The sequence below is a fragment of the Pseudomonas sp. FG36 genome, assembly GCF_057809275.1.
This window is the reverse complement of record NZ_JBMDJQ010000034.1, coordinates 35986-57408: the sequence shown is the minus strand read 5'-3', so window position 1 is coordinate 57408 and position 21423 is coordinate 35986. Positions and strand designations below refer to the sequence as shown.

21 protein-coding genes are annotated in these 21423 nt (G+C 64.1%); 13 read left to right on the top strand and 8 right to left on the bottom strand.

Annotated elements, in window-relative coordinates; translation table 11 throughout:
• Positions 1 to 14 precede the first annotated feature (14 nt).
• The 5 genes from ACODS9_RS21640 to ACODS9_RS21620 form a co-directional block, all read right to left on the bottom strand.
• Positions 15 to 407 (bottom strand): protease inhibitor I42 family protein, encoded by a 393-nt coding sequence (locus ACODS9_RS21640; protein WP_046856831.1) that lies wholly within the window; start codon positions 405 to 407, stop codon positions 15 to 17.
• 167 nt (positions 408 to 574) lie between these two features.
• Positions 575 to 2995 carry an endopeptidase La gene (lon, locus tag ACODS9_RS21635; protein WP_046856830.1) on the bottom strand — a complete coding sequence of 807 codons (2421 nt, stop codon included), beginning with the start codon at positions 2993 to 2995 and terminating at the stop codon, positions 575 to 577.
• Between the two features lie 154 nt (positions 2996 to 3149).
• Positions 3150 to 5561 (bottom strand): glucose/quinate/shikimate family membrane-bound PQQ-dependent dehydrogenase, encoded by a 2412-nt coding sequence (locus ACODS9_RS21630; RefSeq protein WP_046856829.1) that lies wholly within the window; start codon positions 5559 to 5561, stop codon positions 3150 to 3152.
• Positions 5562 to 5592: 31 nt separating this feature from the next.
• Positions 5593 to 6939: a carbohydrate porin gene (locus ACODS9_RS21625; RefSeq protein WP_489094724.1), complete on the bottom strand. Its 1347-nt coding sequence runs from the start codon at positions 6937 to 6939 to the stop codon at positions 5593 to 5595.
• A 245-nt stretch (positions 6940 to 7184) separates the two neighbouring features.
• Positions 7185 to 9239 (bottom strand): TonB-dependent receptor, encoded by a 2055-nt coding sequence (locus tag ACODS9_RS21620; RefSeq protein WP_489094723.1) that lies wholly within the window; start codon positions 9237 to 9239, stop codon positions 7185 to 7187.
• A 193-nt stretch (positions 9240 to 9432) separates the two neighbouring features.
• Here ACODS9_RS21620 and ACODS9_RS21615 point away from each other — a divergent pair, with 193 nt between their 5' ends.
• Both ACODS9_RS21615 and ACODS9_RS21610 read left to right on the top strand, forming a co-directional pair.
• Complete coding sequence (locus ACODS9_RS21615; protein WP_046856826.1) at positions 9433 to 9654, top strand: VF530 family protein; 222 nt, start codon at positions 9433 to 9435, stop codon at positions 9652 to 9654.
• Positions 9654 to 10280: a Pr6Pr family membrane protein gene (locus ACODS9_RS21610; protein ID WP_489094722.1), complete on the top strand. Its 627-nt coding sequence runs from the start codon at positions 9654 to 9656 to the stop codon at positions 10278 to 10280. Before ACODS9_RS21615 ends, ACODS9_RS21610 begins: the two co-directional genes overlap by 1 nt.
• 440 nt (positions 10281 to 10720) lie before the next feature.
• Here ACODS9_RS21610 and fdxA read toward each other — a convergent pair whose 3' ends face one another.
• From fdxA to ACODS9_RS21595, 3 genes are all read right to left on the bottom strand, one after another.
• Positions 10721 to 11044: a ferredoxin FdxA gene (gene fdxA, locus ACODS9_RS21605; protein WP_023629582.1), complete on the bottom strand. Its 324-nt coding sequence runs from the start codon at positions 11042 to 11044 to the stop codon at positions 10721 to 10723.
• Between the two features lie 139 nt (positions 11045 to 11183).
• Complete coding sequence (gene mutS, locus ACODS9_RS21600) at positions 11184 to 13757, bottom strand: DNA mismatch repair protein MutS (RefSeq protein ID WP_046856824.1); 2574 nt, start codon at positions 13755 to 13757, stop codon at positions 11184 to 11186.
• 121 nt (positions 13758 to 13878) lie between these two features.
• Positions 13879 to 14082 carry a hypothetical protein gene (locus tag ACODS9_RS21595; protein ID WP_102681627.1) on the bottom strand — a complete coding sequence of 68 codons (204 nt, stop codon included), beginning with the start codon at positions 14080 to 14082 and terminating at the stop codon, positions 13879 to 13881.
• A gap of 112 nt (positions 14083 to 14194) precedes the next feature.
• On the opposite strand from ACODS9_RS21595, the gene ACODS9_RS21590 reads away from it, so the two are divergent.
• The 11 genes from ACODS9_RS21590 to ACODS9_RS21540 all read left to right on the top strand — a co-directional run bounded on the left by ACODS9_RS21590 (position 14195) and on the right by ACODS9_RS21540 (position 21423).
• Positions 14195 to 14941 (top strand): LexA family transcriptional regulator, encoded by a 747-nt coding sequence (locus ACODS9_RS21590; protein ID WP_082337656.1) that lies wholly within the window; start codon positions 14195 to 14197, stop codon positions 14939 to 14941.
• A 460-nt stretch (positions 14942 to 15401) separates the two neighbouring features.
• Complete coding sequence (locus tag ACODS9_RS21585) at positions 15402 to 15749, top strand: phage holin family protein (protein WP_186714660.1); 348 nt, start codon at positions 15402 to 15404, stop codon at positions 15747 to 15749.
• Positions 15750 to 15774: 25 nt separating this feature from the next.
• Positions 15775 to 15963, top strand: coding sequence for a zinc finger domain-containing protein (locus ACODS9_RS21580; RefSeq protein WP_367856895.1), 189 nt, complete (start codon positions 15775 to 15777; stop codon positions 15961 to 15963).
• Between the two features lie 10 nt (positions 15964 to 15973).
• Positions 15974 to 16804 (top strand): putidacin L1 family lectin-like bacteriocin, encoded by an 831-nt coding sequence (locus ACODS9_RS21575; RefSeq protein WP_401104377.1) that lies wholly within the window; start codon positions 15974 to 15976, stop codon positions 16802 to 16804.
• Positions 16805 to 16866: 62 nt separating this feature from the next.
• Positions 16867 to 17364, top strand: coding sequence for a hypothetical protein (locus ACODS9_RS21570; RefSeq protein ID WP_401104374.1), 498 nt, complete (start codon positions 16867 to 16869; stop codon positions 17362 to 17364).
• Positions 17361 to 17921 carry a phage baseplate assembly protein V gene (locus ACODS9_RS21565; RefSeq protein ID WP_489094721.1) on the top strand — a complete coding sequence of 187 codons (561 nt, stop codon included), beginning with the start codon at positions 17361 to 17363 and terminating at the stop codon, positions 17919 to 17921. Before ACODS9_RS21570 ends, ACODS9_RS21565 begins: the two co-directional genes overlap by 4 nt.
• Positions 17922 to 17940: 19 nt before the next feature.
• On the top strand, positions 17941 to 18585 hold the full coding sequence (locus ACODS9_RS21560) for a hypothetical protein (protein ID WP_367856891.1): 645 nt from the start codon (positions 17941 to 17943) through the stop codon (positions 18583 to 18585).
• Positions 18586 to 18721: 136 nt separating this feature from the next.
• A complete protein-coding gene (locus ACODS9_RS21555) occupies positions 18722 to 19054 on the top strand; it encodes a hypothetical protein (protein WP_110738424.1) in 333 nt (110 codons plus the stop codon).
• Between the two features lie 79 nt (positions 19055 to 19133).
• A complete protein-coding gene (locus tag ACODS9_RS21550) occupies positions 19134 to 20111 on the top strand; it encodes a baseplate assembly protein (RefSeq protein WP_401104367.1) in 978 nt (325 codons plus the stop codon).
• Positions 20108 to 20740, top strand: coding sequence for a phage tail protein I (locus ACODS9_RS21545; protein ID WP_401104364.1), 633 nt, complete (start codon positions 20108 to 20110; stop codon positions 20738 to 20740). The genes ACODS9_RS21550 and ACODS9_RS21545 overlap by 4 nt, the downstream gene beginning before the upstream one ends.
• Entirely contained in the window at positions 20737 to 21423 is a 687-nt protein-coding gene (locus tag ACODS9_RS21540; RefSeq protein ID WP_489094720.1) for a phage tail-collar fiber domain-containing protein, read from the top strand. The genes ACODS9_RS21545 and ACODS9_RS21540 overlap by 4 nt, the downstream gene beginning before the upstream one ends.

Genomic DNA, 21423 nt, shown 5'->3' with positions numbered 1-21423 from the left:
CCGGCGCCGTTTGCTCAGTTGACCCGAATGGCGCAATCGAAGGTCTGTACCGGACGTACTTCCGGGGCCCAGGGCTGCTGGTAGACCAGGATCAGATGGCCCTCGCCGGCGGCCTTGGCCTGGAAGCGCCAGCTGGACAGGCCGCCGCTGCCGACGATGCCGGCTTGCTCCGGAGAGCTGTAGACCTCGGGGCCGAGGCTGCGCAGGATCTCCGAAGCCGGGTTCTGCACCAGCCAGCGGTAGCCGGTGGTGGGGTTGCTGGGCAGGGTGAGGGTCAGGGTCTGGCCGACCTGCAGGCGCTTGGGACATTCGCTTTCGCCGTCCAGTTCGACGGTGCGTTGCGGTTGCTGGGCGCAGGCGGTGAGCAGGGCCAGGGCGGCGGGAACGAGCAGGCGAGGGAGGGACATGTTGGCTCCTGAAGCTGGAATGGCCTGAGGATAACCGAAGCTGTCGCAAGTTTGTGTGGTCTGCGCGGGCCCTATCGCCGGCAAGCCGGCCCCACAAGTAGGATACATGCTGCACTTTGTGGGAGCCGGCTTGCCGGCGATAGGGCCGCAACGCGGCCCCGTCCTCTTTAGAACAATACTTTCGCCACGTCGGCAAAGCGCTTGGCGAAGTGCACGCTCAGCCCTTCCTTCAGGTAGTCGGGCAACTCTTCGAAATCGCCACGGTTGGCCTCCGGCAGGATCAGCTCGAAGATCTTCTGGCGCCGCGCGGCGATCACCTTCTCGCGCACCCCGCCGATCGGCAGCACCTGACCGGTCAGGGTCAGCTCGCCGGTCATGGCCACGCCTTTCTTCGGCGCCTGGTCGCGGGCCAGCGACAGCAGGGCGCTGGCCATGGTCACGCCGGCACTGGGGCCGTCCTTGGGCGTGGCGCCCTCGGGCACGTGCAGGTGGATGAATGCCTCGTTGAAGTAGCCGGGGGTACCACCGAACTGCTTGAGGTTCGAGCTGATGTAGCTGTAGGCGATCTCTGCCGATTCCTTCATCACGTCACCCAACTGCCCGGTGAGCTTGAGGCCGCGGTTGAGGCTGTGGATATGCGTGGCCTCGATCGGCAGGGTGGCACCGCCCATGCTGGTCCAGGCAAGGCCGGTGATAACACCCTTGCCGGCCAGCACCTGCTCGCTGCGGAACACCGGCATGCCCAGGGCGGGCTCGAGGTCCTTGGCGGCGATCTTGAGCTTGGCGTCCGGGTCTTCCAGCAGTTTGACCACCGACTTGCGCACCAGCTTGCCCAGCTGTTTCTCCAGCTGACGCACACCGGCTTCGCGGGCATAGCCCTCGATCACCGCACGCAGCGCGGCGTCGTTGATGCTCAGGCTGGTCTTGGCCACGCCGGCCTTGTCCAGCTGCTTGGGCCACAGGTGGCGCTTGGCGATGGCCAGCTTTTCTTCGGTGATATAGCCGGACAGGCGGATCACTTCCATGCGGTCGAGCAGGGGGCCGGGGATCGAGTCCAGGGTGTTGGCGGTGCAGACGAACAGTACCTTGGACAAGTCCAGGCGCAGGTCGAGGTAGTGGTCGAGGAAGTCGACGTTCTGTTCCGGGTCGAGGGTTTCCAGCAGCGCCGAGGCGGGGTCGCCCTGGTAGCTCTGGCCCATCTTGTCGATCTCGTCGAGCATGATCACCGGGTTCATCACCTCGACCTCCTTCAGCGCCTGCACCAGCTTGCCCGGCTGGGCGCCGATGTAGGTGCGGCGGTGGCCCTTGATCTCGGCCTCGTCACGCATGCCGCCGACGCTGAAGCGGTAGAACGGCCGGCCCAGGGATTCGGCGATGGACTTGCCGATGCTGGTCTTGCCCACCCCGGGCGGGCCCACCAGCAGCACGATGGAGCCGCTGATCTCACCCTTCCAGGCGCCGACGGCAAGGAACTCGAGGATGCGCTCCTTGATGTCGTCGAGCCCGGCGTGGTGGCGGTCGAGTACCTTGCGCGCGTGCTTGAGGTCGAGCTTGTCCTTGCCGTACACACCCCAGGGCAGCGCGGTGGCCCACTCCAGGTAGTTGCGGGTGACGGCATACTCCGGCGAGCCGGTCTCGAGGATCGCCAGCTTGCCCATCTCTTCGTCGATGCGTTTTTTCGCCTGCTCGGGCAGGGTCTTGCCCGCCAGGCGCTGCTGGAACTGCTCCACGTCGGCGCTGCGGTCGTCCTTGGTCAGGCCCAGCTCCTGCTGGATGACCTTGAGCTGTTCCTTGAGGAAGAATTCGCGTTGGTGCTCGCCAATCTGGCGGTTCACCTCGGCGGAGATCTCGTTCTGCAGGCGGGCGACTTCGACCTCCTTGCGCAGCATCGGCAGGACCTTTTCCATGCGCTTGAGCATGGGCACGCAATCGAGCACTTCCTGCAGCTGGTTGCCGGTGGCCGAGGTGAGGGCGGCGGCGAAGTCGGTCAGTGGCGATGGATCATTCGGGCTGAAGCGGTTGAGGTAGTTCTTCAGCTCTTCGCTGTACAGCGGGTTGAGCGGCAGTAGCTCCTTGATCGCGTTGATCAGGGCCATGCCGTAGGCCTTCACCTCGTCGGTGGGCTCCGCCGGTTGGCGTGGGTATTCGACCTCCACCAGGTAGGGCGGGCGGTGGTGCTTGAGCCAGGTGCGGATGCGCACGCGGGTCAGGCCCTGGGCGACGAACTGCAGCTTGCCGCCTTCGCGGCTGGCGTGGTGGACCTTCACCAGGGTGCCGTATTCGGGCAGGGCCTTGGTGTCGAAGTGGCGGTGGTCTTCCGGCGGGGTGTCCATGAAGAACAGCGCCAGGGAGTGGTGCGGGGTCTTGGCGACCAGGTCGAGGGTTTCGGCCCAGGGTTCTTCATTGACGATCACCGGCAGCACTTGCGCGGGGAAGAACGGGCGGTTGTGGATCGGGATCACGTACACCTTGTCCGGCAGCTGCTGGCCGGGCAGGGCGAGATGGTGACCGGGTGCGGTCGCGGGATCGAGATGTTCGACTTCGCTGTGTTCGTCGGGGTGTTCCGGGAAATCCTGCTGGTCGCTCATGGGGCACCTGCGTGAATGGCTATGGTGCTTAGATGGGGCGGTGGTTGGCAGGTTTCAATGGTAGACGAAGGGGGGAGAACTGCGGGGGGAAACAATAGCGGGGCAAGCCCGCTCCCTCGATGGGAGCGGGCTTGCCCCGCGACAGGCGTGACGCTTACTCAGCCAATTTGTAAGCGATGATGTAGTCGCCCATTTTCGTGCCGAGCGAGCCATGGCCGCCCGCGGTCACCAGCACGTACTGCTTGCCATCCTTGCCGGTGTAGCTCATCGGCGTGGCCTGGCCGCCTGCCGGTAGGCGAGCCTTCCACAGCTCCTGGCCGTTCTTCACGTCGTAGGCGCGCAGGTACTGGTCCAGGGTGCCGCTGAGGAAGCCGACGCCGCCGGCAGTGACGATCGAGCCACCCATGCTTGGCACGCCCACCGGCATGCCGATCGGCACTGGGGTGCTGTCACGGGTGGTGCCGTTCTTGTGCTTCCACACCACTTTGTTGGTGAACAGGTCGATGGCTGCCACGTAGCCCCAGGCCGGCGCCTGGCACGGAATGCCCAGCGGCGACATGAACGGGTGCATGGTCACGGCGTACGGCGCACCGGTGTTCGGCTGCACGCCGCTGGTCTCGCTTTCGCGTTTGCTGCCTTCGGCGACCTGCTCGCGTGGGACCATCTTCGACACGAAAGCCATGTAGTTCGGCGAGGTGAAGAGGATCTGGCGCACCGGGTCGACCGAGACGCTGCCCCAGTTGAACACGCCCACGTTGCCTGGGTAGACCAGGCTGCCCTGCTCGGACGGCGGAGTGTACTGGCCTTCGTAGCGCAGGCTGCGGAACTGGATGCGGCAGAGCATCTGGTCGAACGGCGTGGCGCCCCACATGGCCTGTTCGGTCAGGTCAGGGCCGAGCAGGTTGAGGTCGGAACGGGCCTGGGTTGGCGCAGTGTGGTCGCCCTTGACCGCGCCTTGGGGGACCGGGATCTCGCGGATCGGCACGATCGGCGTGCCGTCGCGGCGGTCGAGCACGTACAGGCTGCCTTGCTTGGTCGGCACGATGACCGCCGGCTTGACGCCGTCGTCGGTCTTCAGGTGCACCAGGGTGGGCTGGCTGCCGACGTCCATGTCCCACAGGTCGTGATGGGTGAACTGGTAGTTCCAGCGCGCCTTGCCGGTGGCCAGGTCCAGGGCGACGATGCCGGCGCTGTACTTCTCGGCGCCCGGAGTGCGGTCGGCGCCCCACTGGTCAGGGGTCTGGTTGCCCAGCGGCAGGTAGATCATGCCGAGGTCTTCGTCGACGCTGGCGATCGACCACATGTTGGCCGAGTTGCGGCTGTAGAACTTGCCGTCGGCCAGGGGCTTGGTGTCGTCCGGGTTGTTGCTGTCCCAGTTCCACACCAGGTGGCCGTCGTGCACGTCGTAGGCGCGGATCACGCCGGACGGCTCGTTGGTCGACTCGTTGTCTGTGACGTGGCCACCGATGATCACCAGGCTGCGGGTGATCGCGGCCGGCGAGGTGGAGTAGTAGCCACCGGCGGTGAACGGGCCGATGCCACGGGTCAGGTCGATCACGCCCTGGTTGGCGAAACCTTCGCAGACCTTGCCGGTGTCGGCGTTGATGGCGATCAGGCGGGCGTCGGCAGTAGGCAGGTAGAGGCGGCGCGGGCAGGCCTGGGCCACGGCCTGGCCTGCGTCGGTGATCTTCGGCGCGGGGCTGCCATCGCGGCTGACGTAGCTGTTCTCGTCATAGTACGAGACGCCGCGGCAGGTCATGTGGGCGAAGCCCTTGAAAGTGCCGGTGGGGCTCTTGACCTGCGGATCAAAGCGCCAGATCTCGGCGCCGGTGTCCGGGTCCAGCGCCAGCAGGCGGCTGTGGGCGGTGCAGGCGTAGAGCATGCCGTTGACCTTCAGCGGCGTGTTCTGGTTGGTCAGCTCCACCGGGTCGTTCTCGGTCGGCAGGTCGCCGGTGCGGATACGCCAGGCCTCTTCCAGGCGGTAGGCGTTCTGCGGGGTGATCTGGCGCAGCGGCGAGTAGCGGTCGCCGTGCTCGGTGCGACCGTAGGCCTGCCATTCACCGTCGGGCATGGCCGGGGCGGCGCTGCCCATCTCGCTGTTGTCGCGGGTGAACTCGCCACGGATTTCGCCCGGGTGAGTGAACTGGCTGGCCACGGCAGTGGCGCCGGAGGCGACCACGGCGACGCTGAGCAGGGCGGTGTTGACCTTCGACGCAGGGCCGACCAGCGGGCGGCGCGCCCACGGCAGCAGCAGGACCACGCCGATGGCGAACCAGATGGCCAGGCGTGGCACCAGTTGCCACCAGTCCAGGCCCACTTCCAGCAGCGCCCACGCGGTGCTGCCCAGCAGTACCAGGCCATACAGGCCCAGGGCGATGCGACGCTTGGCCAGCAGCAGGATGCCGGACAGGGCGAAGCCGATACCGGCAATCAGGTAGTAAAGCGAGCCGCCCAGCTGGCTCAGCTTGATGCCGCCGGCCAGCAGGGCCAGGCCCATCAGCAGCAGCAGCACGCCCATCAGGCGCGGTAGCCAGCGGGTTCCATTCTTGGCACCGTCAGTGCTCATCGTCTGTTCTCCGTAGTGTGAAAGGGTCGGGTTAGAAACTGCTCTGGATCTTCAGGCCGCCGATCAACGCGTCGTCGACCCGCGACACCCCGCCCGGATGGCGGATGTACTGCAGGTTCGGGCGTACGGTGAGCCAGTCGGCCAGGTGGATGCCGTAATAGAGTTCGGCGCTGTACTCGGTGTCCTGCACGGGCAGGAAGCCGGGGTTGTCGTAGTCGTCCAGGCCGTTGGCCTGGTTGATGAGGCGGGCGTTCTTGCGATAGCCGGGGTTGACGTGCACGCGGGCCAGGGCGAAACCGATGTCGTCCTTGGCGCGGGCATCGAACGGCCCTTTGTAAACCACACCTGCCTGCACATAGTTGTCGATGGCATTGGTCTTCTTGTCGTGCACCGTGGCGTTGGCGAACAGGCTCAGGCCGCGCGACTGGTCGGAGGCCAGCGCGGTCACCTGCTGCTGCGCGCCGAGCCACAGGCCGTGCTTGCTCGAGCTGCTGCGATAGGCGGCGCCGCTGATGGCGGCGGGCGTACCGTTGCTGTCCTTGAGTACATCCTGTGCCTTGGCATTACTGTAGTAGTAGCCGGCGCGATATTCCCCTTTCAGGCCATTGACCCGCGGGCTCCAGACCAGTTCGATCGGCATCACCGCGCCCTGGGTGCCGCTGCCGCTGAGCTTGAAGCCGTTGCCGCTCTCGAGGTTCGAGGGGTTCTGCTCGAACACCCCGACCTGGGCGTAGAGCGCGTCATTGAGGTTGTAGCGCACGCGCAGGGCCCACTGGCTGACCGGCCAGTTGTACCAGATGCCGCCTACCCAGTTGCCCACCTGCGAGCCGCAGAACGCCAGGTTCTGGAAGTCGCAGGGGAAGCTGTTGAAGTCCTCGCCCTCGCCGAAGCGGCCGAATTTCACGTCCAGCGCGCCATCGAAGTACTTCTGCTTGATCCACATCTGGGTCAGGCGCCAGGTCTGGCCACGGCCCCAGACTTCCTGGGCCGAGGTGAAGCCGCCGACGCGCGGGTCGTTGATGCGGTCGTTGCTGATGTTGTTGCCGTGGCGTTCGGTGACGGTCAGCTGCACCTCGGTGTCGTACCAGCCGAGGATCTTCTGCAGGTCCATGTTCACGCCGAAGGTGAACTGGTCGCTGTAGCGTGCGGCGCGGTCGTGGCTGTAGCCGCCGTGCAGGTTGCTGCCCATCTCGCCGGTGTAGCCAAGGGTGAAGTCGTAGCCCTTTTCCAGCAGTTCACTGCGGGTACCACCCCAGTCGCCGAGCATCCACTTCGAGTCCTTGGCGAACATTTCGCCAGCACTGGTGGTAGGGGACAGGGCACCGAGCAGGGTGGCGAGGGCGAGGCCGGAGTAGCGGGTATTGGGCAGCTGGGGCATGAGATAGCGCTATCTTTTGATTTTTGAGGAAACGGCAAGCGCAACGAAGTGCGAGGTCTTCGAAGGGAAATGGCTGCGATGGATATCGAGTGAAGCGATTCAGCTTGCGGCAGGGAGGATATAGGGGAAGTTGTAAGAAAAAAAGACAAAATGTCGCAGGGGATTGTTGCTGATGGGGTAACAGTCCATCGGCCCTCGCCGGGTAGCCCACCCCACAGTGGGAGAGGGCTTACCCTGCGATAACGTCAGAACGAGGTGCGCAAGCCAACCTGCACACTACGCCCCGGCGCCGGCGCGATATCGCGCAGGATCGAGCTGGCATAGCGCACGGTCTGGTCGGTGAGGTTCTCGCCGCGCACGAACGCCAGCCATTCACTCTGGCCGATGTCGAAGCGATACCCCACGCTTGCGCCGAGGGTGGTGTAGCCGTCGGTGCTGGTTTCGTTGGCCGGTTTGCGCCGTTGCGACGCGGCATGCTGCACATCGACCCGGGCCTGCCAGCGATCCAGTTCCCAGACCAGGCCGCTATTCAGGCGCAGCGGGGCGATACGCGGCAGCGGCTCGCCGCTGTCGAGGTTCTTGGCCCGGGTGTAGTCGCCGGACAGTTCCAGGGCCAAGCTGCCGTAGCGATTTTCCAGCAACTTCCAGCGGTCCTGGGCCTCGATACCGTAGAAGCGTGCGCGCACACCCTGGTAGACATACTCGGGGATATCACCGTGATCGTGATCATGGTCGTGGTCGTGGTCATGATCGTCGCCATGGTCGTGATCATGCCCTTCACGCATGTTGCCGGTACCGATCAGGCCGATGTAGTTGCGAAAATGGCTGTAGAACACACCGACGCTGCCCTTGTGGGTGCCGTTGTCGAAGCGCAGGGCCAGGTCGCCGGAGATGGCTTTTTCCTTGTTCAGGTTCGGGTCACCGATCTCGTAGGCGCCGGTCGCCACGTGGGCGCCGTTGGCATACAGCTCATAGAAAGTCGGCGCGCGCTCGGTGTAGCCGAGGTTGGCTGCCAGCGACCAGATCGGGTCGAGCTGGTACACCGCGCCCGATGACAGGCTGAAGGCATTGAAGCTGCTGGCGCTGTCGGCTCCGGCAAAGGTTTCGTTGCCCTTGGCATCCGGATCGACCCGGGTGTGTTCCATGCGCGCGCCCAGGCTCAGGTTCAGGCGCTCGGTGGCCTGCCATTGCTCGAGCAGGAACAGCGCCAGGCTGTCGGTATCGGTGTGCGGGACAAAGGCTTCCTCGCCCAGTGCGGAGAACTCGTTGCGGCTGACCTGTGCACCGATCACGCCCTCGACCGGCCCCAGCGGCTGGTGGCGTGCCTCGATGCGTGCCTCGTAGCCCTTGTTCTTGAAGGTGGTGTGCACTTCACCGCTTTCGATTTCACGGTGCTGGTAGTCGGTGTAGCCGGCATCGACCTTCACCGAGCTGAATGGTCCGTCGAGATCGCGCAGTTCCGAGGCGAAGCCGTAGTGGTCCTGCTGCATGTCCAGGCGCACGCCGGGCTCGGCTACCGAGCCATAGTTGCTGTCATAGCGGCTGTAGGACAGGCCGGTATAGCCGTGATCCCAATGATAGGAACCGCCGATTGCACCGCCGTCCTGGCGTCCATCGCTGTTCTTCAGGCGGTGTTTGCTGCCGGGCTCGTCGGCGTCGCGCACCTTCGAACTGCGGGCATAGCCGGGGATGCGCAGGTCGTTGAACTGGCGGCTGTTGGCATCCAGGTGCAGGGCGAAGGTACCGTTGCCGGCCTCCAGTTTGCCGGCACTGCTGCGCGTGGTGTCGGCACCGCCGTAGCGCAGCTCGCCCGCGCCATGGATACCGTCGATGGGCGTGTCGGGGATGCGGTTGTCGAAGGTGTTGACCACGCCGCCAATGGCGTTGCCGCCGTAGAGCAGGGCGGCCGGGCCGCGGACGATCTCGACCCGCTCGACGGTCACCGGGTCCAGCGGCACGGCGTGGTCGTAGGACAGCGACGAGGCATCCAGGGCGCCGACGCCGTTGCGCAGGATGCGAATGCGGTCACCGTCCAGGCCGCGGATCACCGGGCGGCTGGCGCCGGGGCCGAACCATGTGGAGGCGACACCAGGCTGTTTGTTGAGGGTCTCGCCGAGGCTGCCCTGTTGCTGTTGCAGCAGGTTGTCGCCTTCAAGGACGGTGCTGGGGGCGGCCAGCTGGGCGTTGCCCAGCGGGTTGGCGGTAATCACCTGGGGTTGCAGTTCCACGGCCTGGCTGGAAGTCGAGGCCAGCCAGAGCGCGACGGCAAGGGGGGAGAGGTGCAGCGGCATGTGACGCATGGGGATGTGGCGTTCCTTGGCAGATTCTTTGTGTTGTTACAGTATAACATCACTATTTCAGCATAAGGTTTCCCGTGCTTGCCAGTGGTTTTTGCATCGTCTTCAGCCGGGCTGTGGCGGGGCAAGCAACCTCGATCCCACCCGCTCGCTACACTCGTGTAAGGTGCGCACCTTCCCGAACCTGGAGCACTGCATGAGCACGGCCAACCATAACGCGCTGCACGGCAAGACCCTCGAACAGATCCTCACCGAGCTGGTGGCGCACTATCAGTGGCAGGGCCTGGCCGAACGCATCGATATCCGCTGCTTCAAAAGCGACCCGACGATCAAGTCGAGCCTGACCTTCCTGCGCAAGACCCCCTGGGCCCGGGAGAAGGTCGAGCAGCTTTACGTGAAGCTGCAGCGCAAAGGCTGATGCCGCGCCGGCCTTGGCTTGCCCTGGCGGCCGTTCTTGGCTGGGCGGGATTGGCGATCCAGCTGTATCTGGTACTGCTGGCACGTTGGCAGGAACAGGCCAGCCTGATCGGCGGGCTGGTCAACCTGTTCTGCTATTTCACCGTGCTCAGCAACACGCTGGTGGCCACGGTGCTCAGCCATGCCGCATTCGGCCGCGACTCGCCGGCCAGGCGCTGGTTTCTTTCCCCGGCGATCAGCTCGTGCGTTGCAGCCAGTATCGTGCTGGTGGCGCTGGCCTACAGCCTGCTGCTGCGCCACCTATGGCAACCCCAGGGCTGGCAGTGGCTGGCGGACGAGTTGCTGCACGACGTGATGCCGCTGCTGTTCGTCCTGTACTGGTGGTTCGAGATACCCAAGGGGCAGCTGCGGCTCTGGCATCTGGCAGCCTGGGCGCTGTATCCGATGCTGTATTTTGCCTTCGTGCTACTGCGTGGGCATGAGATCGGCGTCTATCCCTATCCGTTCGTCGACGTCGCGCGGCTTGGCCATGGGCAGGTGCTGATGAATGCAGTGGGAGTGCTGGCAGGGTTCTGGGCCATCGGGCTGGTGCTGCTGGGGCTTGACCGTTGGCGAGGGCGGCATTGAGGCGGGAGGAGTTCATGGCACCCTCAGCAAAGTGTTTATTTCGCCACCCTCGTAGTATCGCGTGTAAGCATTCGCTTACTCATCATGTAAGTGATCGCTGTAGGGATCAGTAAATCAATGTCGTTTCCAGTGGCGTATTTTTTCTAAGTGCATGAAATATATTATTTTTATAAATATCAGAAGATATTTCGCCTGAATCATCCTGAGATATTCGCCGCTTGTACCAAGGCGGGGAATCGCTAGTATTCGAACTGTGTCTACGGACTGACACAGGCTCTCAAGGATGATGGCCAAGGACATCGCGGGACGCGATTCATCAGGACGATGATTGGGACATACAGGGACTACGGAAAAAATGTGGGCGGGTCAAACCGCCCCTTTTTTTTGCCTGCTGAAAATGAAAAAAGGCCCTCGCGGGCCTTTTTCGTACCTGGGCGCTGTCAGCGCTCCAGATCGGCGATCTTGCCAGGCTTGCCATCCCACTCTTCGGCGTCCGCCAGGGCGTCTTTCTTCTCGGTGATGTTCGGCCAGATCTCGGCCAGCTCGGCGTTCAGCTCGATGAAGTTCTCCATGCCGGACGGCACTTCGTCTTCCGAGAAAATCGCCTGGGCCGGGCACTCAGGCTCGCACAGCGCACAGTCGATGCATTCGTCCGGGTGAATCACCAGGAAGTTCGGGCCTTCGTAGAAGCAGTCCACCGGACAGACTTCCACGCAGTCGGTGTACTTGCATTTGATGCAGTTGTCGGTGACGACGAAGGTCATTTCTAATTCTCTCCTCAGGCGACGGCAGCTTGCCCTTCCTTCCAGGGCAGCGCGGTTCACGGTGCTGGCTGCAGACCAGGCTAATAACCTGCAGCCCTCGCAAACCGCGCCGGATTCTACCAGCTTGCGCGGTGGGCCGTTATAACAGGTTTTTCAGTTGATATAGCATTTCGATAGCTTGGCGCGGCGTCATGTCATCCAGGTCCAGCTTGCCCAGCTTCTCGATGGCCGGATGTGGCAGGCTGGCGAACAGGTCGCTCTGGTGCGGCACGTGAGGCGTATTGTCGCGCGGCGTTGCAAGCGGCGCTTCATGGGGCAGGCTGGTGGTCTCCAGCCGGCCCAGATGCTCGCGGGCACGCTGGATTACCGCCGCCGGCACACCCGCCAGTTGCGCCACGGCTAGGCCGTAGCTCTGGCTCGCGGGGCCCGGCAGCACATGGTGCAGGAACACGATGCGTTCATTGTGCTCGGTGGCGTTCAGGTGCACGTTGGCCACCAGCGGCTCGCTGTCCGGCAGCACGGTCAGTTCGAAGTAGTGGGTGGCGAACAACGTGTAGGCGCGCAGCTGGGCCAGGCGCTCGGCGGCGGCCCAGGCCAGCGACAGCCCGTCGAAGGTGCTGGTGCCGCGGCCAACTTCGTCCATCAGCACCAGGCTGCGGTCGGTGGCGTTGTGCAGGATGTTCGCTGTTTCGCTCATCTCGACCATGAAGGTCGAGCGCCCGCCGGCCAGGTCGTCGCTGGAGCCGATACGGGTGAAGATACGGTCCACCGGCGACAGCTCGCAGGCGGCTGCCGGGACGAAGCTGCCGATATGCGCCAGCAGCACGATCAGCGCGGTCTGGCGCATGTAGGTGGACTTACCGCCCATGTTCGGGCCGGTGATGATCAGCATGCGCGTGCTGTCGTCCAGGCCCAGGTCGTTGGCCACGAACGGCGTGGTCAACACCTGCTCGACCACCGGGTGGCGGCCCTGCTCGATGCGCAGGCACGGCTCGTCGACGAAGCTTGGGCAGTTCAGGTCCAGGTTCAGGGCGCGTTCGCCCAGGTTGCTCAGCACATCCAGCTCGGCCAGCGCCGCGGCGCTGTCCTGCAGTGGCGCCAGGTGCCCGATCAACGTTTCGAGCAAGGCATCGTAGAGCATCTTCTCGCGGGCCAGGGCACGGCTCTTGGCCGACAGCGCCTTGTCCTCGAACGTCTTCAGTTCGGGGGTGATGAAACGTTCGGCGCCCTTGAGCGTCTGCCGGCGGATGTAGTCGGCGGGTGCCTGCTCGGCCTGCTTGGTCGGCAGCTCGATGAAATAGCCATGCACGCGGTTGTAGCCGACCTTGAGGTTGGCAAGGCCCGTGCGGGCCTTCTCGCGGGCTTCCAGATCGATGAGGAACTGGCCGGCGTTCTCGCTGATCGACAGCAGTTCGTCCAGTTCGCTGTCGTAGCCGGTCTTGAGCACGCCACCGTCGCGGATCACCGCCGGCGGGTTGTCGATGATCGCCCGCTCCAGCAGGCCGGCCAGCTCCGGATAGGTGCCGGTGATCGCGGCCAGGCGCGCCAGGTGCGGTGCCTCCAGCTCGGCCATGGCGTTCTGCAGCTCGGGCAGGGCACCGAGGGCGTCGCGCAGGCGCGCCAGGTCACGCGGGCGGGCGTTGCGCAGGCCGATACGCGCGAGGATCCGCTCGATGTCGCCGATTTCCTTGAGCTGCGGCTGCAGCTTTTCGAAGCGATAGCCGTCGAGCAGGCAGCGGATCGAGTCCTGGCGTGCCTTGAGCACCTTCAGGTCGCGCAGCGGACGGTTCAGCCAGCGGGTCAGCAGGCGGCTGGCCATGGCGGTCTGGCAACGGTCGATGACCGATTGCAGGGTGTTGTCGCGGCCACCGGCCAGGTTGATGTCCAGCTCCAGGTTGCGGCGGCTGGCGGCATCGAGGATGACGGTGTCGTCCAGGCGCTCGTGGCGCAGGCTGCGCAGGTGGGGTAGGGCGGTGCGCTGGGTTTCCTTGGCGTAGCTCAGCAGGCAGCCGGCGGCGCCAATGGCCAGGGTCAGCTTGTCGCAGCCAAAGCCCTTGAGGTCCTGGGTGGCGAACTGCTGGCAAAGGCTCTTGCGTGCCGAATCACGGTCGAAGTCCCACGGGGCACGGCGCCGTGCGCCACGGCGCTTCTCCGCTGGCAGGCCCTGCGGCCAGTCATCCGGGATCAGCAGCTCCACCGGGTTGATGCGCTCGAGCTCGGCCAGCAGGTTCTCCCAGCCCTTGATCTCCTGCACGGTGAAATTGCCGCTGGTGATGTCCAGTACCGCCAGGCCGAACAGCCGCTCGTCGCCGAGCAAGGCGGCAATCAGGTTGTCGCGACGCTCGTCGAGCAACGCCTCGTCGCTGATCGTGCCCGGGGTGATGATGCGCACCACCTGGCGCTCCACCGGGCCCTTGCTGGTGGCCGGGTCGCCGATCTGCTCGCAGATCACCACCGACTCGCCGAGCTTGACCAGCTTGGCCAGGTAGCCTTCGAGCGAGTGGAACGGAATCCCGCACATGGGAATCGACTGGCCCGCCGACTGCCCGCGCGCGGTCAGGGTGATATCCAGCAGTTTCGCGGCTTTCTTCGCATCTTCGTAGAAGATCTCGTAGAAATCGCCCATGCGGTAGAACATCAGCTGGTCCGGGTGCTGGTTTTTCAGCTTCCAGTACTGCTGCATCATCGGGGTGTGTGCGGAGAGATCAGACATTCAGGGCCTTACAGCGGGTGGTCTGGTGGCAAATTTCGAAACCGTCAATGGTACAGGCTTTTTTCGGTGGGCGCAGGTTGGATGGGTGGGGCAAATCTGCGCAGCTTGTCAGGCGTTGGCCTCAGCCCGGGTGGCCGAAGAACTGGTTGAGGAGGATCAGTTCCATGATCACCACCAGCACGCAGAACATCACGAAGCCTCGGCTAAAGACTCGCCGTGGCCGTTCAAAGGACGGCCAGTCCTGGATGTTCAGGGCCGCCATCAACGCAATGATCAAGCCGACAAGCAGGTAGGTGGGCCAGCGGCGTCGCGGCGAAAGGTCCATGCCGTTTTCCGATCCATGGTGAGGGATGGCGACGATAGCGATGGCCCGGGGGAGGGGCAACCCTTGTTTTCCGCTTGCCCGGCCATTGCATTTGCGCTGCCACGGATGCATTATGCGCATTATGCAAAAACGCAACGTAGCCTCCGTACTTAGAGAACTGCTCGCCCGCCACGGCCTGTCCCCGACAGAGCTGCATCGGCGCACGGGTGTACCTCAATCTACCCTGTCGCGGATTCTCAGCGAGAAGATCGTCGATCCTTCGGACAAGCACGTCTCGAAGATCGCCGAGTACTTCGGCGTGAGCACCGACCAGTTGCGCGGCCGTGTCGAACTGGGCGAGTCCCGTGACGCGGCCCCGCTCGCCCAGGGCCACGCAGCCCTGAGCGATATCAGCCTGTGGGACGATGAAACCCCCGTCGAGGACGACGAGGTATCCGTTCCTTTTCTTCGTGAGGTCGAGTTGGCAGCAGGATCAGGAAGATTCGTCATCGAGGAAAGCGAGAACGCTCGCTTGCGCTTCGGCAAACGCAGCCTGCGTCACAATGGCGTGCAGTTCGACAACGCCAAGTGCGTGACGGTGCGTGGCAACAGCATGCTGCCGGTATTGCGCGATGGCGCCACGGTCGGGGTCAACACCGGTAAAAGCACCATCGGCGATATCATCGACGGTGACCTTTATGCCATCAACCACAATGGCCAGCTGCGGGTGAAACAGGTGTACCGCCTGCCTACCGGCATTCGCCTGCGCAGCTTCAACCGCGACGAGCACCCCGACGAGGACTACAGCTTCCAGCAGATGCAGGAAGAACAGATCAGCCTCCTCGGTCACGTTTTCTGGTGGGGCATGTACGCCCGTTGATCCCCAGCCTCGATAAAAACCCGCCTTGGCGGGTTTTTTTTTGCCCTCAGAAACCCCCTACACCCACGTCAGATCAGGCCTCCATGCATAAGAGCAAATCCTGATGCATAAATTTTTGAATTTGTGCATTGACTGCATATGCATGAATGCATAAAATGTATCCCAAGCCGGACGAAACCGGTTGAGATACAGGCAGCGATGAACAGGCCTCGACTGTTCAGAGGGTTGGCAACTGGCCCGGGTGTGCAGCGTAAAGCACCACGATCAGTTATCCGGCGGGCAGGCGGCCGCGGTCGGAGTCACCAATTTGAAGCGCAACCGCACGGCGTCACCAGTCGTGGCCGGCGGTTACACCGCGCATTACTGAAAAGCCTGCAAGGCGGGCTTTTTGGAATGCCGAGTCAAGCCAATCACGATCCGCCGGCCTGTCGCCGGCGGGTAATACACAGGAGACAGGAACGTGACGAACGAGCAACAGACGTTGCTGGAGATGCCGCTCTGGCTGGTGATCCTCCTGGCATTGCTGGGCGGACTCTCCGGCGAGATGTGGCGCGCAGACAAGGCCGGCGCGCGCGGCTGGGGGCTGCTCAGGCGGCTGGCGCTGCGCTCCGGGGCCTGCATGGTCTGCGGGGTGTCGACGGTCATGCTGTTGTACGCCAGCGGCATGTCGATCTGGAGTGCCAGCGCCTTCGGTTGCCTTACCGCCATGGCCGGTGCCGACGTGGCCATCGGCCTTTACGAGCGCTGGGCCGCTCGAAGGCTGGGGTTGGGCGAACAGCCCGCTGCTGTGCGCCAGGACGAAGAATGAACGCGGTAACAAGGAAGAAAGGCGGATGTTCAACGAGTTTCGCTGCGGTAAATGCAACCGCTTGCTGGCCCGCATCGGCGGGTCGGCGCTGGTCCAGATCAAGTGTTCGCGCTGCGCGACCATCAACCACATGAAGGCCACGGGCCTCGACAACGTGCCGACGAGCGATCAGGGCGGGCCACAGAGCCCGGCTCCCCTTCAATCGATCCAGTAGGAGAAACACCATGGCAGGTCGTACCCGCATTCCTTTCAACGGCGTCGGCACTTCTGTGCTGCCCGCTTACCAGACTCTGTCGGCGGGCCAGTACCTGCTGTCGCCCAACCAGCGCTTCAAGCTGCTGCTGCAGGGCGATGGCAACCTGGTGATCCAGGACAACGGCGCCACCGTCTGGGTCGCCAATGAACAGCAACCTTTCAGCTCGACCATCCCCCTGCGCAACAAGAAAGCCCCGCTGGCCTTCTACGTGCAGTACGGCGCGTTCCTCGACGACTACTCGCGACGCCGGGTGTGGCTGACCAACAACAGCACCTTCACCAGCAACGACCAGTGGAACCGTACCCATCTGGTGCTGCAGGACGACGGCAACATCGTGCTGGTCGACTCCCTGGCGCTGTGGAACGGCACGTCGGCTATCCCTCTGGTGCCTGGCGCCGTCGATTCGCTGCTGCTGGCACCTGGCTCCGAGCTGGTACAGGGTGTGGTATACGGCGCGGGCGCCAGCAAGCTGGTGTTCCAGGGTGACGGCAATCTCGTGGCCTATGGCCCGAACGGCGCGGCCACCTGGAACGCCGGCACTCAAGGCAAGGGCGCCGTGCGCGCAGTGTTCCAGGGTGACGGCAACTTGGTGATCTACGGCGCTGGAAACGCGGTGCTGTGGCATTCGCACACCGGCGGCCATGCCAGCGCGGTGCTGCGCCTGCAGGCCAACGGCAGCATCGCCATTCTCGATGAGAAACCGGTGTGGGCGCGCTTCGGCTTCCAGCCGACCTATCGCCATATCCGCAAGATCAACCCTGACCAGAAGCCGATCGACATCTGGACCTGGCACTTCTGAGCCGGGCGCCGGGCCTTTGCGGGCCCGGCCTTCGCCGAACCGAGCGTTCAAGGAGCACACGCATGAGCGAACTGGCCCAGTTGTACGCGGCCGTCACCTCCACCCTGCGGGCGGCGTTGCCGGCCTTCGCCACGGTCGCCACGGAGGGCGACGACATTACCGAGCCGGCACTGCCGGCCTTGGTCCATGGCGTGTTGCGCATGCGTGGCGACGAGGCGCTACGTGATGGTCGCTCATTGCTGATGACGACCTTCGAGGCCCGCGTCACCGCCCAGGGCACCCCCGCGCAGGCACGGACGCAGGCCGGTGTGCTGGCGGCGCAGCTGATCGATGTGCTGCGCCAGCAATCCTGGGGGCTCGATTACGTCGAGGGCGCACGGGACATCCTCGCCGAAGCCGAGGGCACCACCTGGCGGGTGCAATGGGATCAACCTGTCCTGCTGGGCACTGTCCAGTGGCCTTGGCCCGACCAGCCGGCGGGCAGCATGATGCTGGGCTTTGCTCCGGACACCGGGCCCGGCAACCAGGACAAGTACCTGTCACCGGAGGACCTGGCATGAGCTACGCCAGTGCCATGCACGATCGTATGCTGGCCAGCCTGGTGATCCCTTGTCGGGTGGTCGCGGTCGACCTGGCCGCAGCCCGGGTGCGGGTGTCCGACGGCGGCGGCTGGACCAGCGCCTGGGTGCGCTGGCATGCCCAGGCTGCCGGCAAGGCCCGCCACTGGCGGGTACCGAGCCTGGACGAGCAGGGCGTGCTGATCAGCGCCAGCGGCGAACCGGCACTGGGCACCTTCGTCCCGGGGTTATACGGCAATGCCGGCACGGCGCCGGACAACCGCGACCATGTCGAGGTCTGGCGCTTCGATGACGGCGGATCGCTGGCTTACGACTGGCAGGCCAAACGCTATGACATCCAGCTACCCAGCGGCCAGGCCACGGTCAAGGTCGGCGCCAGCACCCTGGTGGTCAGCGACAACGCCATCACCCTCGACGCTGCGTCGATCACCCTGACCGGCGCGGTCGCCATCAATGGCCCGCTGACGGTCAGCGGTGACATCAACGGCGGTGGCCGAATCATCGATACGGCCGGCAACACCGCCAATCACAAGCACTGAACAAGGATCTGATCAGACCATGAAAAAATTCAAAACTACTCTAGTCGTGCTCACCCTGCTGTGTAGCGCCATGGCCCCCAGTGCCTGGGCGGCAACTGCCCAGTCGTGGAACCTGGCCCGGGACATGTATATCGCGACCCAGAGTGCCGCAGCCGACTCCCCTTGGACGTTCATGCAGAACAAGTCTGGGGTCAACGCACCGGCCAACTACACGCTGCTACCGACGTTCGTTGCCGACAACTGCAGTGGCGCCAACGTCACTTGCTGGCGCGATGACGCCAACAACGCGTACGTGAGTGTCATCAAGAAGAGCTTCGTCTTCAGCGGCTCGGGTGGCAGCTTCGTCTTCAAGCAGGGCGAAGTGGCCACCCATCCGGGCGGTGACAGCCAGAGCATCGTGCGTTGGGCGAGCCCGATCAGTGGCCGGGTCAACGTGCTGGGCCGGGTCAACGACCTGCACAGCGCGTGCGGCGACGGTATCGCCTGGTCGCTCAACCTGGGTGACAGCGTGGTGCAGTCGGGCGACCTGGCCAATGGCGGCAGTGCGGTCATCAAGGCCAACGATATCGAAGTGAGCACCACGTCGATGCTCTATCTGGTCATCGACAAGAAGGCCAGCAACGCCTGTGACGCGACCAGTCTGGATCTGCTGATCACCAACTGATTTTTGCCACCGAGCAGTGCCTGGACGTGCGCTTGCGTCATTGCGCAAGGCGCCTCCAGCGAACGCGATCGCCTGTGAGCGACATGTCTTGCGCAATGGTGCGCATCTGATCATTCGACTCAAAAGGTAAAGCAACATGGAAGCAGTAAAAGTCGGCAAGCATTTCTTCAACGCCCACCCAACCGCCGTCAGCCAGGTCTTCAGCGCGGCGGACAACAAGGATGGCGTGTACCTGCGCACCGCTACCCTGTGCACCGGTGGCGGCATCCTCAACCTGTACACCGGTCCTAAGGCGCCGGCCTACATCGGCGACATGAGCGTCCACGCGATCATGGGCGGGATCAATGGCGGCATCGACTCGCAGTACACCCTGCCTTATCCGCTGTTCATCCCGGCGGGCTACGGCCTGTGGACCGTGGCCAACAACGCCACGGCGGCCATCGCCCTGACCTACGACTTCGTGTCCTGAGGCCGGTTGCCCGGCAGTGCCGGGCAACTTGTTGGGGCTGGCTCGCTGATGCGGGCCTTGACGAGCAAGGAGACCAGCGATGATCGATCTTTCGCAGTTGCCTCCACCCGATGTGCTGGAGAGTCTCGAGTTCGAGGCCCTTTACCAGGGGTTGCTTGACGATTTTCGTCAGCACATGGGAGAGCGCTGGACGGCGCAGCTTGAGTCGGACCCGGTGATCCATCTGTTGGAAGTGGCTGCCTATCAAAAGCTACTGGGGCGGGCACGGATCAATGACGCTGCGAAGGCGAGCCTGCTTTCGCATGCTGCGGGTGCCGACCTGGACAACCGCGCCGCGGATTACGGTGTACAGCGGTTGCGCCTGAGTGAAGCGGATCCTGACGCGCTGCCGCCAGTGGCGGCAGTCATGGAAAGTGACGAAGACTTGCGCTATCGCACCCGTCTGTCACTGGAGGCGTTGTCCGTGGCTGGTAGCCGAGGGGCCTATGAGTTCCATGCGCGCACCGCATCCGCTGAGATTGCCGATGTTTCGGTGGACTCGCCGACGTTTCGGGTCGCTCCACTGAATGATGAACTACGTGCTTGCTTGCCTGCGGGTGCCATGGTGCTGGAATGTGACTACGCGGCTGGCCTGGTCGATCCCCTGCCGGGTGATGTGTCGCTGACCCTGCTGCCCAGGCTCGAGAGTACGAGCTCCGGAAGCTCTCTGGTCGAGGCAGTGCGTAGCGTACTTTCGGCGGAGTCCGTGCGTCCTTTGACCGACCGGCCGCGTATCCAGCTGGGGCAGCCAAGCCTTTACCGGGTAGAGGCGAGCATCGAGGTGGAAGAGGGGCCCGACCCGGAAGTGGTCACGGCTGCCGCCCATGCCCAGCTGCGAATCGCCGTAGCCGAGGCGCGCCGACTGCAGGGTGAGCTACCTGTATCTGCCGTATACGCAGCGCTGCACGTGCCCGGCGTACGCCGGGTACGACTGCGACAACCGGCTGCCGATGTGGTTTGCGACCAGCGCCATTATCCCAGTTGCGCGGGTATCGAGCTGACGCAGGTGGCTCCATGAGTTTGCTTGCGCACAACGCCAGCCCCCTGGAGCGGCAACTGGAGCACGTTTGCGACCCGCGTCTCGACCCAGGGCTGATTCGAGGTGTCGCCGACTCTGCACGGTGTCCACTAGCCCTGTTGCCCTGGTTGGCCTGGGCGATGAAGGTCGATGGCTGGGAGGCCGCGACCAGCGAGAGCCAGCAGCGCGCATTGATCCGTGAGGCCATCCCTGTGCACCGCAGCAAGGGCAGCGTGGCGGCTGTACGTCGTGCCTTGCAGGCAGTTCAGGTTCATTCGGAACTCAAGGAGTGGTGGCAGGTACCTGGTGCTGCGCCCTATACCTTCCAGTTGACCGCCTGGGCCAATGACAACCGGATGGGTGAAGGGGCGATCCTGTCCCCGCAGCTCTATATCCGGTTGCGAAACCTGGTGAACGCGGTCAAGAACGAGCGCAGCCATTATGACTTTCGCCTTGGCGCCGGCTTCACGACCGGCCTGCGCCTGGCCAATGCCAACTTCAATCGCTGTGTGGCGAGGCACGCGGCCACGCTACAAGGCGTCCCACTGACACCCGGACAGGGCCTGCTGATCGCCAACCTCAGCCGGCCCTGTATCGTCGTGCGCGGCAGGATGGAGGCCGTCACATGAGTACTGTCTTGCAGCCCGTTATCACCAAGGCCGGTTTGGCTGCTGTGTGGCGGGCCGACAATAGCGGCCTGGCCGCGAAAATCACCCACATTGCCCTGGGCACGGCAGGCTACAGCCCGAGCACCGAGCAGAAGGCGTTGCGCACGGAGGCTGCGCGTCATGTCATCGCTGGCGGTGAGCGTCTTGGCAACAATCAGTTGCACCTGACCGCGATTGCCGATGGCGCACACGCCTTCTGGGTTCGCGAGGTCGGCTTTGTGCTCGAGGACGGCACGTTGTTCGCGGTCTGGTCCCACCCAAGCGAAGCGTTGGCCTACAAGCCCGCCGGCACCGACCTGTTGCTGGCCTATGACTTGTCGTTGGCGGCCTTGCCGGCCGACAGCGTGACCATCGTCAGCAACGGTGCCGGGCTCAGCCTGACCCTGGCAGCGCCCCTGGCCGCCCAGGCTTCGGCGCTGATCACCGAACAACTGCGCAACCTGCAGCAACAGGACCGGCTGGACAGCCTACAGCAGGCAGGGGGTATCGCAACTGCACAGTTGCAGGCTCTGCGGGCTTGCACGATTGAGATGGAGCAGCGGCAGGTCGATGCTCATCAACGACTCTTGACCGTCGTGGCGGCCAATGCGGCCTCGCTGGTCAGCCTGCAGACCCTTGTCGTGAAACACATTCATGGAGAATGA

Bases quoted from the DNA above. Each gene is read 5' to 3' on its own strand.
- ACODS9_RS21555 (WP_110738424.1), top strand. From the start codon at position 18,722: ATGGAAGCAGTAAAAGTCGGCAAGCATTTCTTCAACGCCCACCCAACC.
- ACODS9_RS21545 (WP_401104364.1), top strand. From the start codon at position 20,108: ATGAGTTTGCTTGCGCACAACGCCAGCCCCCTGGAGCGGCAACTGGAG.
- ACODS9_RS21570 (WP_401104374.1), top strand. From the start codon at position 16,867: ATGAGCGAACTGGCCCAGTTGTACGCGGCCGTCACCTCCACCCTGCGG.
- ACODS9_RS21550 (WP_401104367.1), top strand. From the start codon at position 19,134: ATGATCGATCTTTCGCAGTTGCCTCCACCCGATGTGCTGGAGAGTCTC.
- ACODS9_RS21590 (WP_082337656.1), top strand. From the start codon at position 14,195: ATGCGCATTATGCAAAAACGCAACGTAGCCTCCGTACTTAGAGAACTG.
- fdxA (WP_023629582.1), bottom strand. From the start codon at position 11,044: ATGACCTTCGTCGTCACCGACAACTGCATCAAATGCAAGTACACCGAC.
- ACODS9_RS21630 (WP_046856829.1), bottom strand. From the start codon at position 5,561: ATGAGCACTGACGGTGCCAAGAATGGAACCCGCTGGCTACCGCGCCTG.
- lon (WP_046856830.1), bottom strand. From the start codon at position 2,995: ATGAGCGACCAGCAGGATTTCCCGGAACACCCCGACGAACACAGCGAA.
- ACODS9_RS21610 (WP_489094722.1), top strand. From the start codon at position 9,654: ATGCCGCGCCGGCCTTGGCTTGCCCTGGCGGCCGTTCTTGGCTGGGCG.
- mutS (WP_046856824.1), bottom strand. From the start codon at position 13,757: ATGTCTGATCTCTCCGCACACACCCCGATGATGCAGCAGTACTGGAAG.
- ACODS9_RS21565 (WP_489094721.1), top strand. From the start codon at position 17,361: ATGAGCTACGCCAGTGCCATGCACGATCGTATGCTGGCCAGCCTGGTG.
- ACODS9_RS21595 (WP_102681627.1), bottom strand. From the start codon at position 14,082: ATGGACCTTTCGCCGCGACGCCGCTGGCCCACCTACCTGCTTGTCGGC.
- ACODS9_RS21625 (WP_489094724.1), bottom strand. From the start codon at position 6,939: ATGCCCCAGCTGCCCAATACCCGCTACTCCGGCCTCGCCCTCGCCACC.
- ACODS9_RS21540 (WP_489094720.1), top strand. From the start codon at position 20,737: ATGAGTACTGTCTTGCAGCCCGTTATCACCAAGGCCGGTTTGGCTGCT.
- ACODS9_RS21575 (WP_401104377.1), top strand. From the start codon at position 15,974: ATGGCAGGTCGTACCCGCATTCCTTTCAACGGCGTCGGCACTTCTGTG.
- ACODS9_RS21580 (WP_367856895.1), top strand. From the start codon at position 15,775: ATGTTCAACGAGTTTCGCTGCGGTAAATGCAACCGCTTGCTGGCCCGC.
- ACODS9_RS21560 (WP_367856891.1), top strand. From the start codon at position 17,941: ATGAAAAAATTCAAAACTACTCTAGTCGTGCTCACCCTGCTGTGTAGC.
- ACODS9_RS21620 (WP_489094723.1), bottom strand. From the start codon at position 9,239: ATGCGTCACATGCCGCTGCACCTCTCCCCCCTTGCCGTCGCGCTCTGG.
- ACODS9_RS21640 (WP_046856831.1), bottom strand. From the start codon at position 407: ATGTCCCTCCCTCGCCTGCTCGTTCCCGCCGCCCTGGCCCTGCTCACC.
- ACODS9_RS21615 (WP_046856826.1), top strand. From the start codon at position 9,433: ATGAGCACGGCCAACCATAACGCGCTGCACGGCAAGACCCTCGAACAG.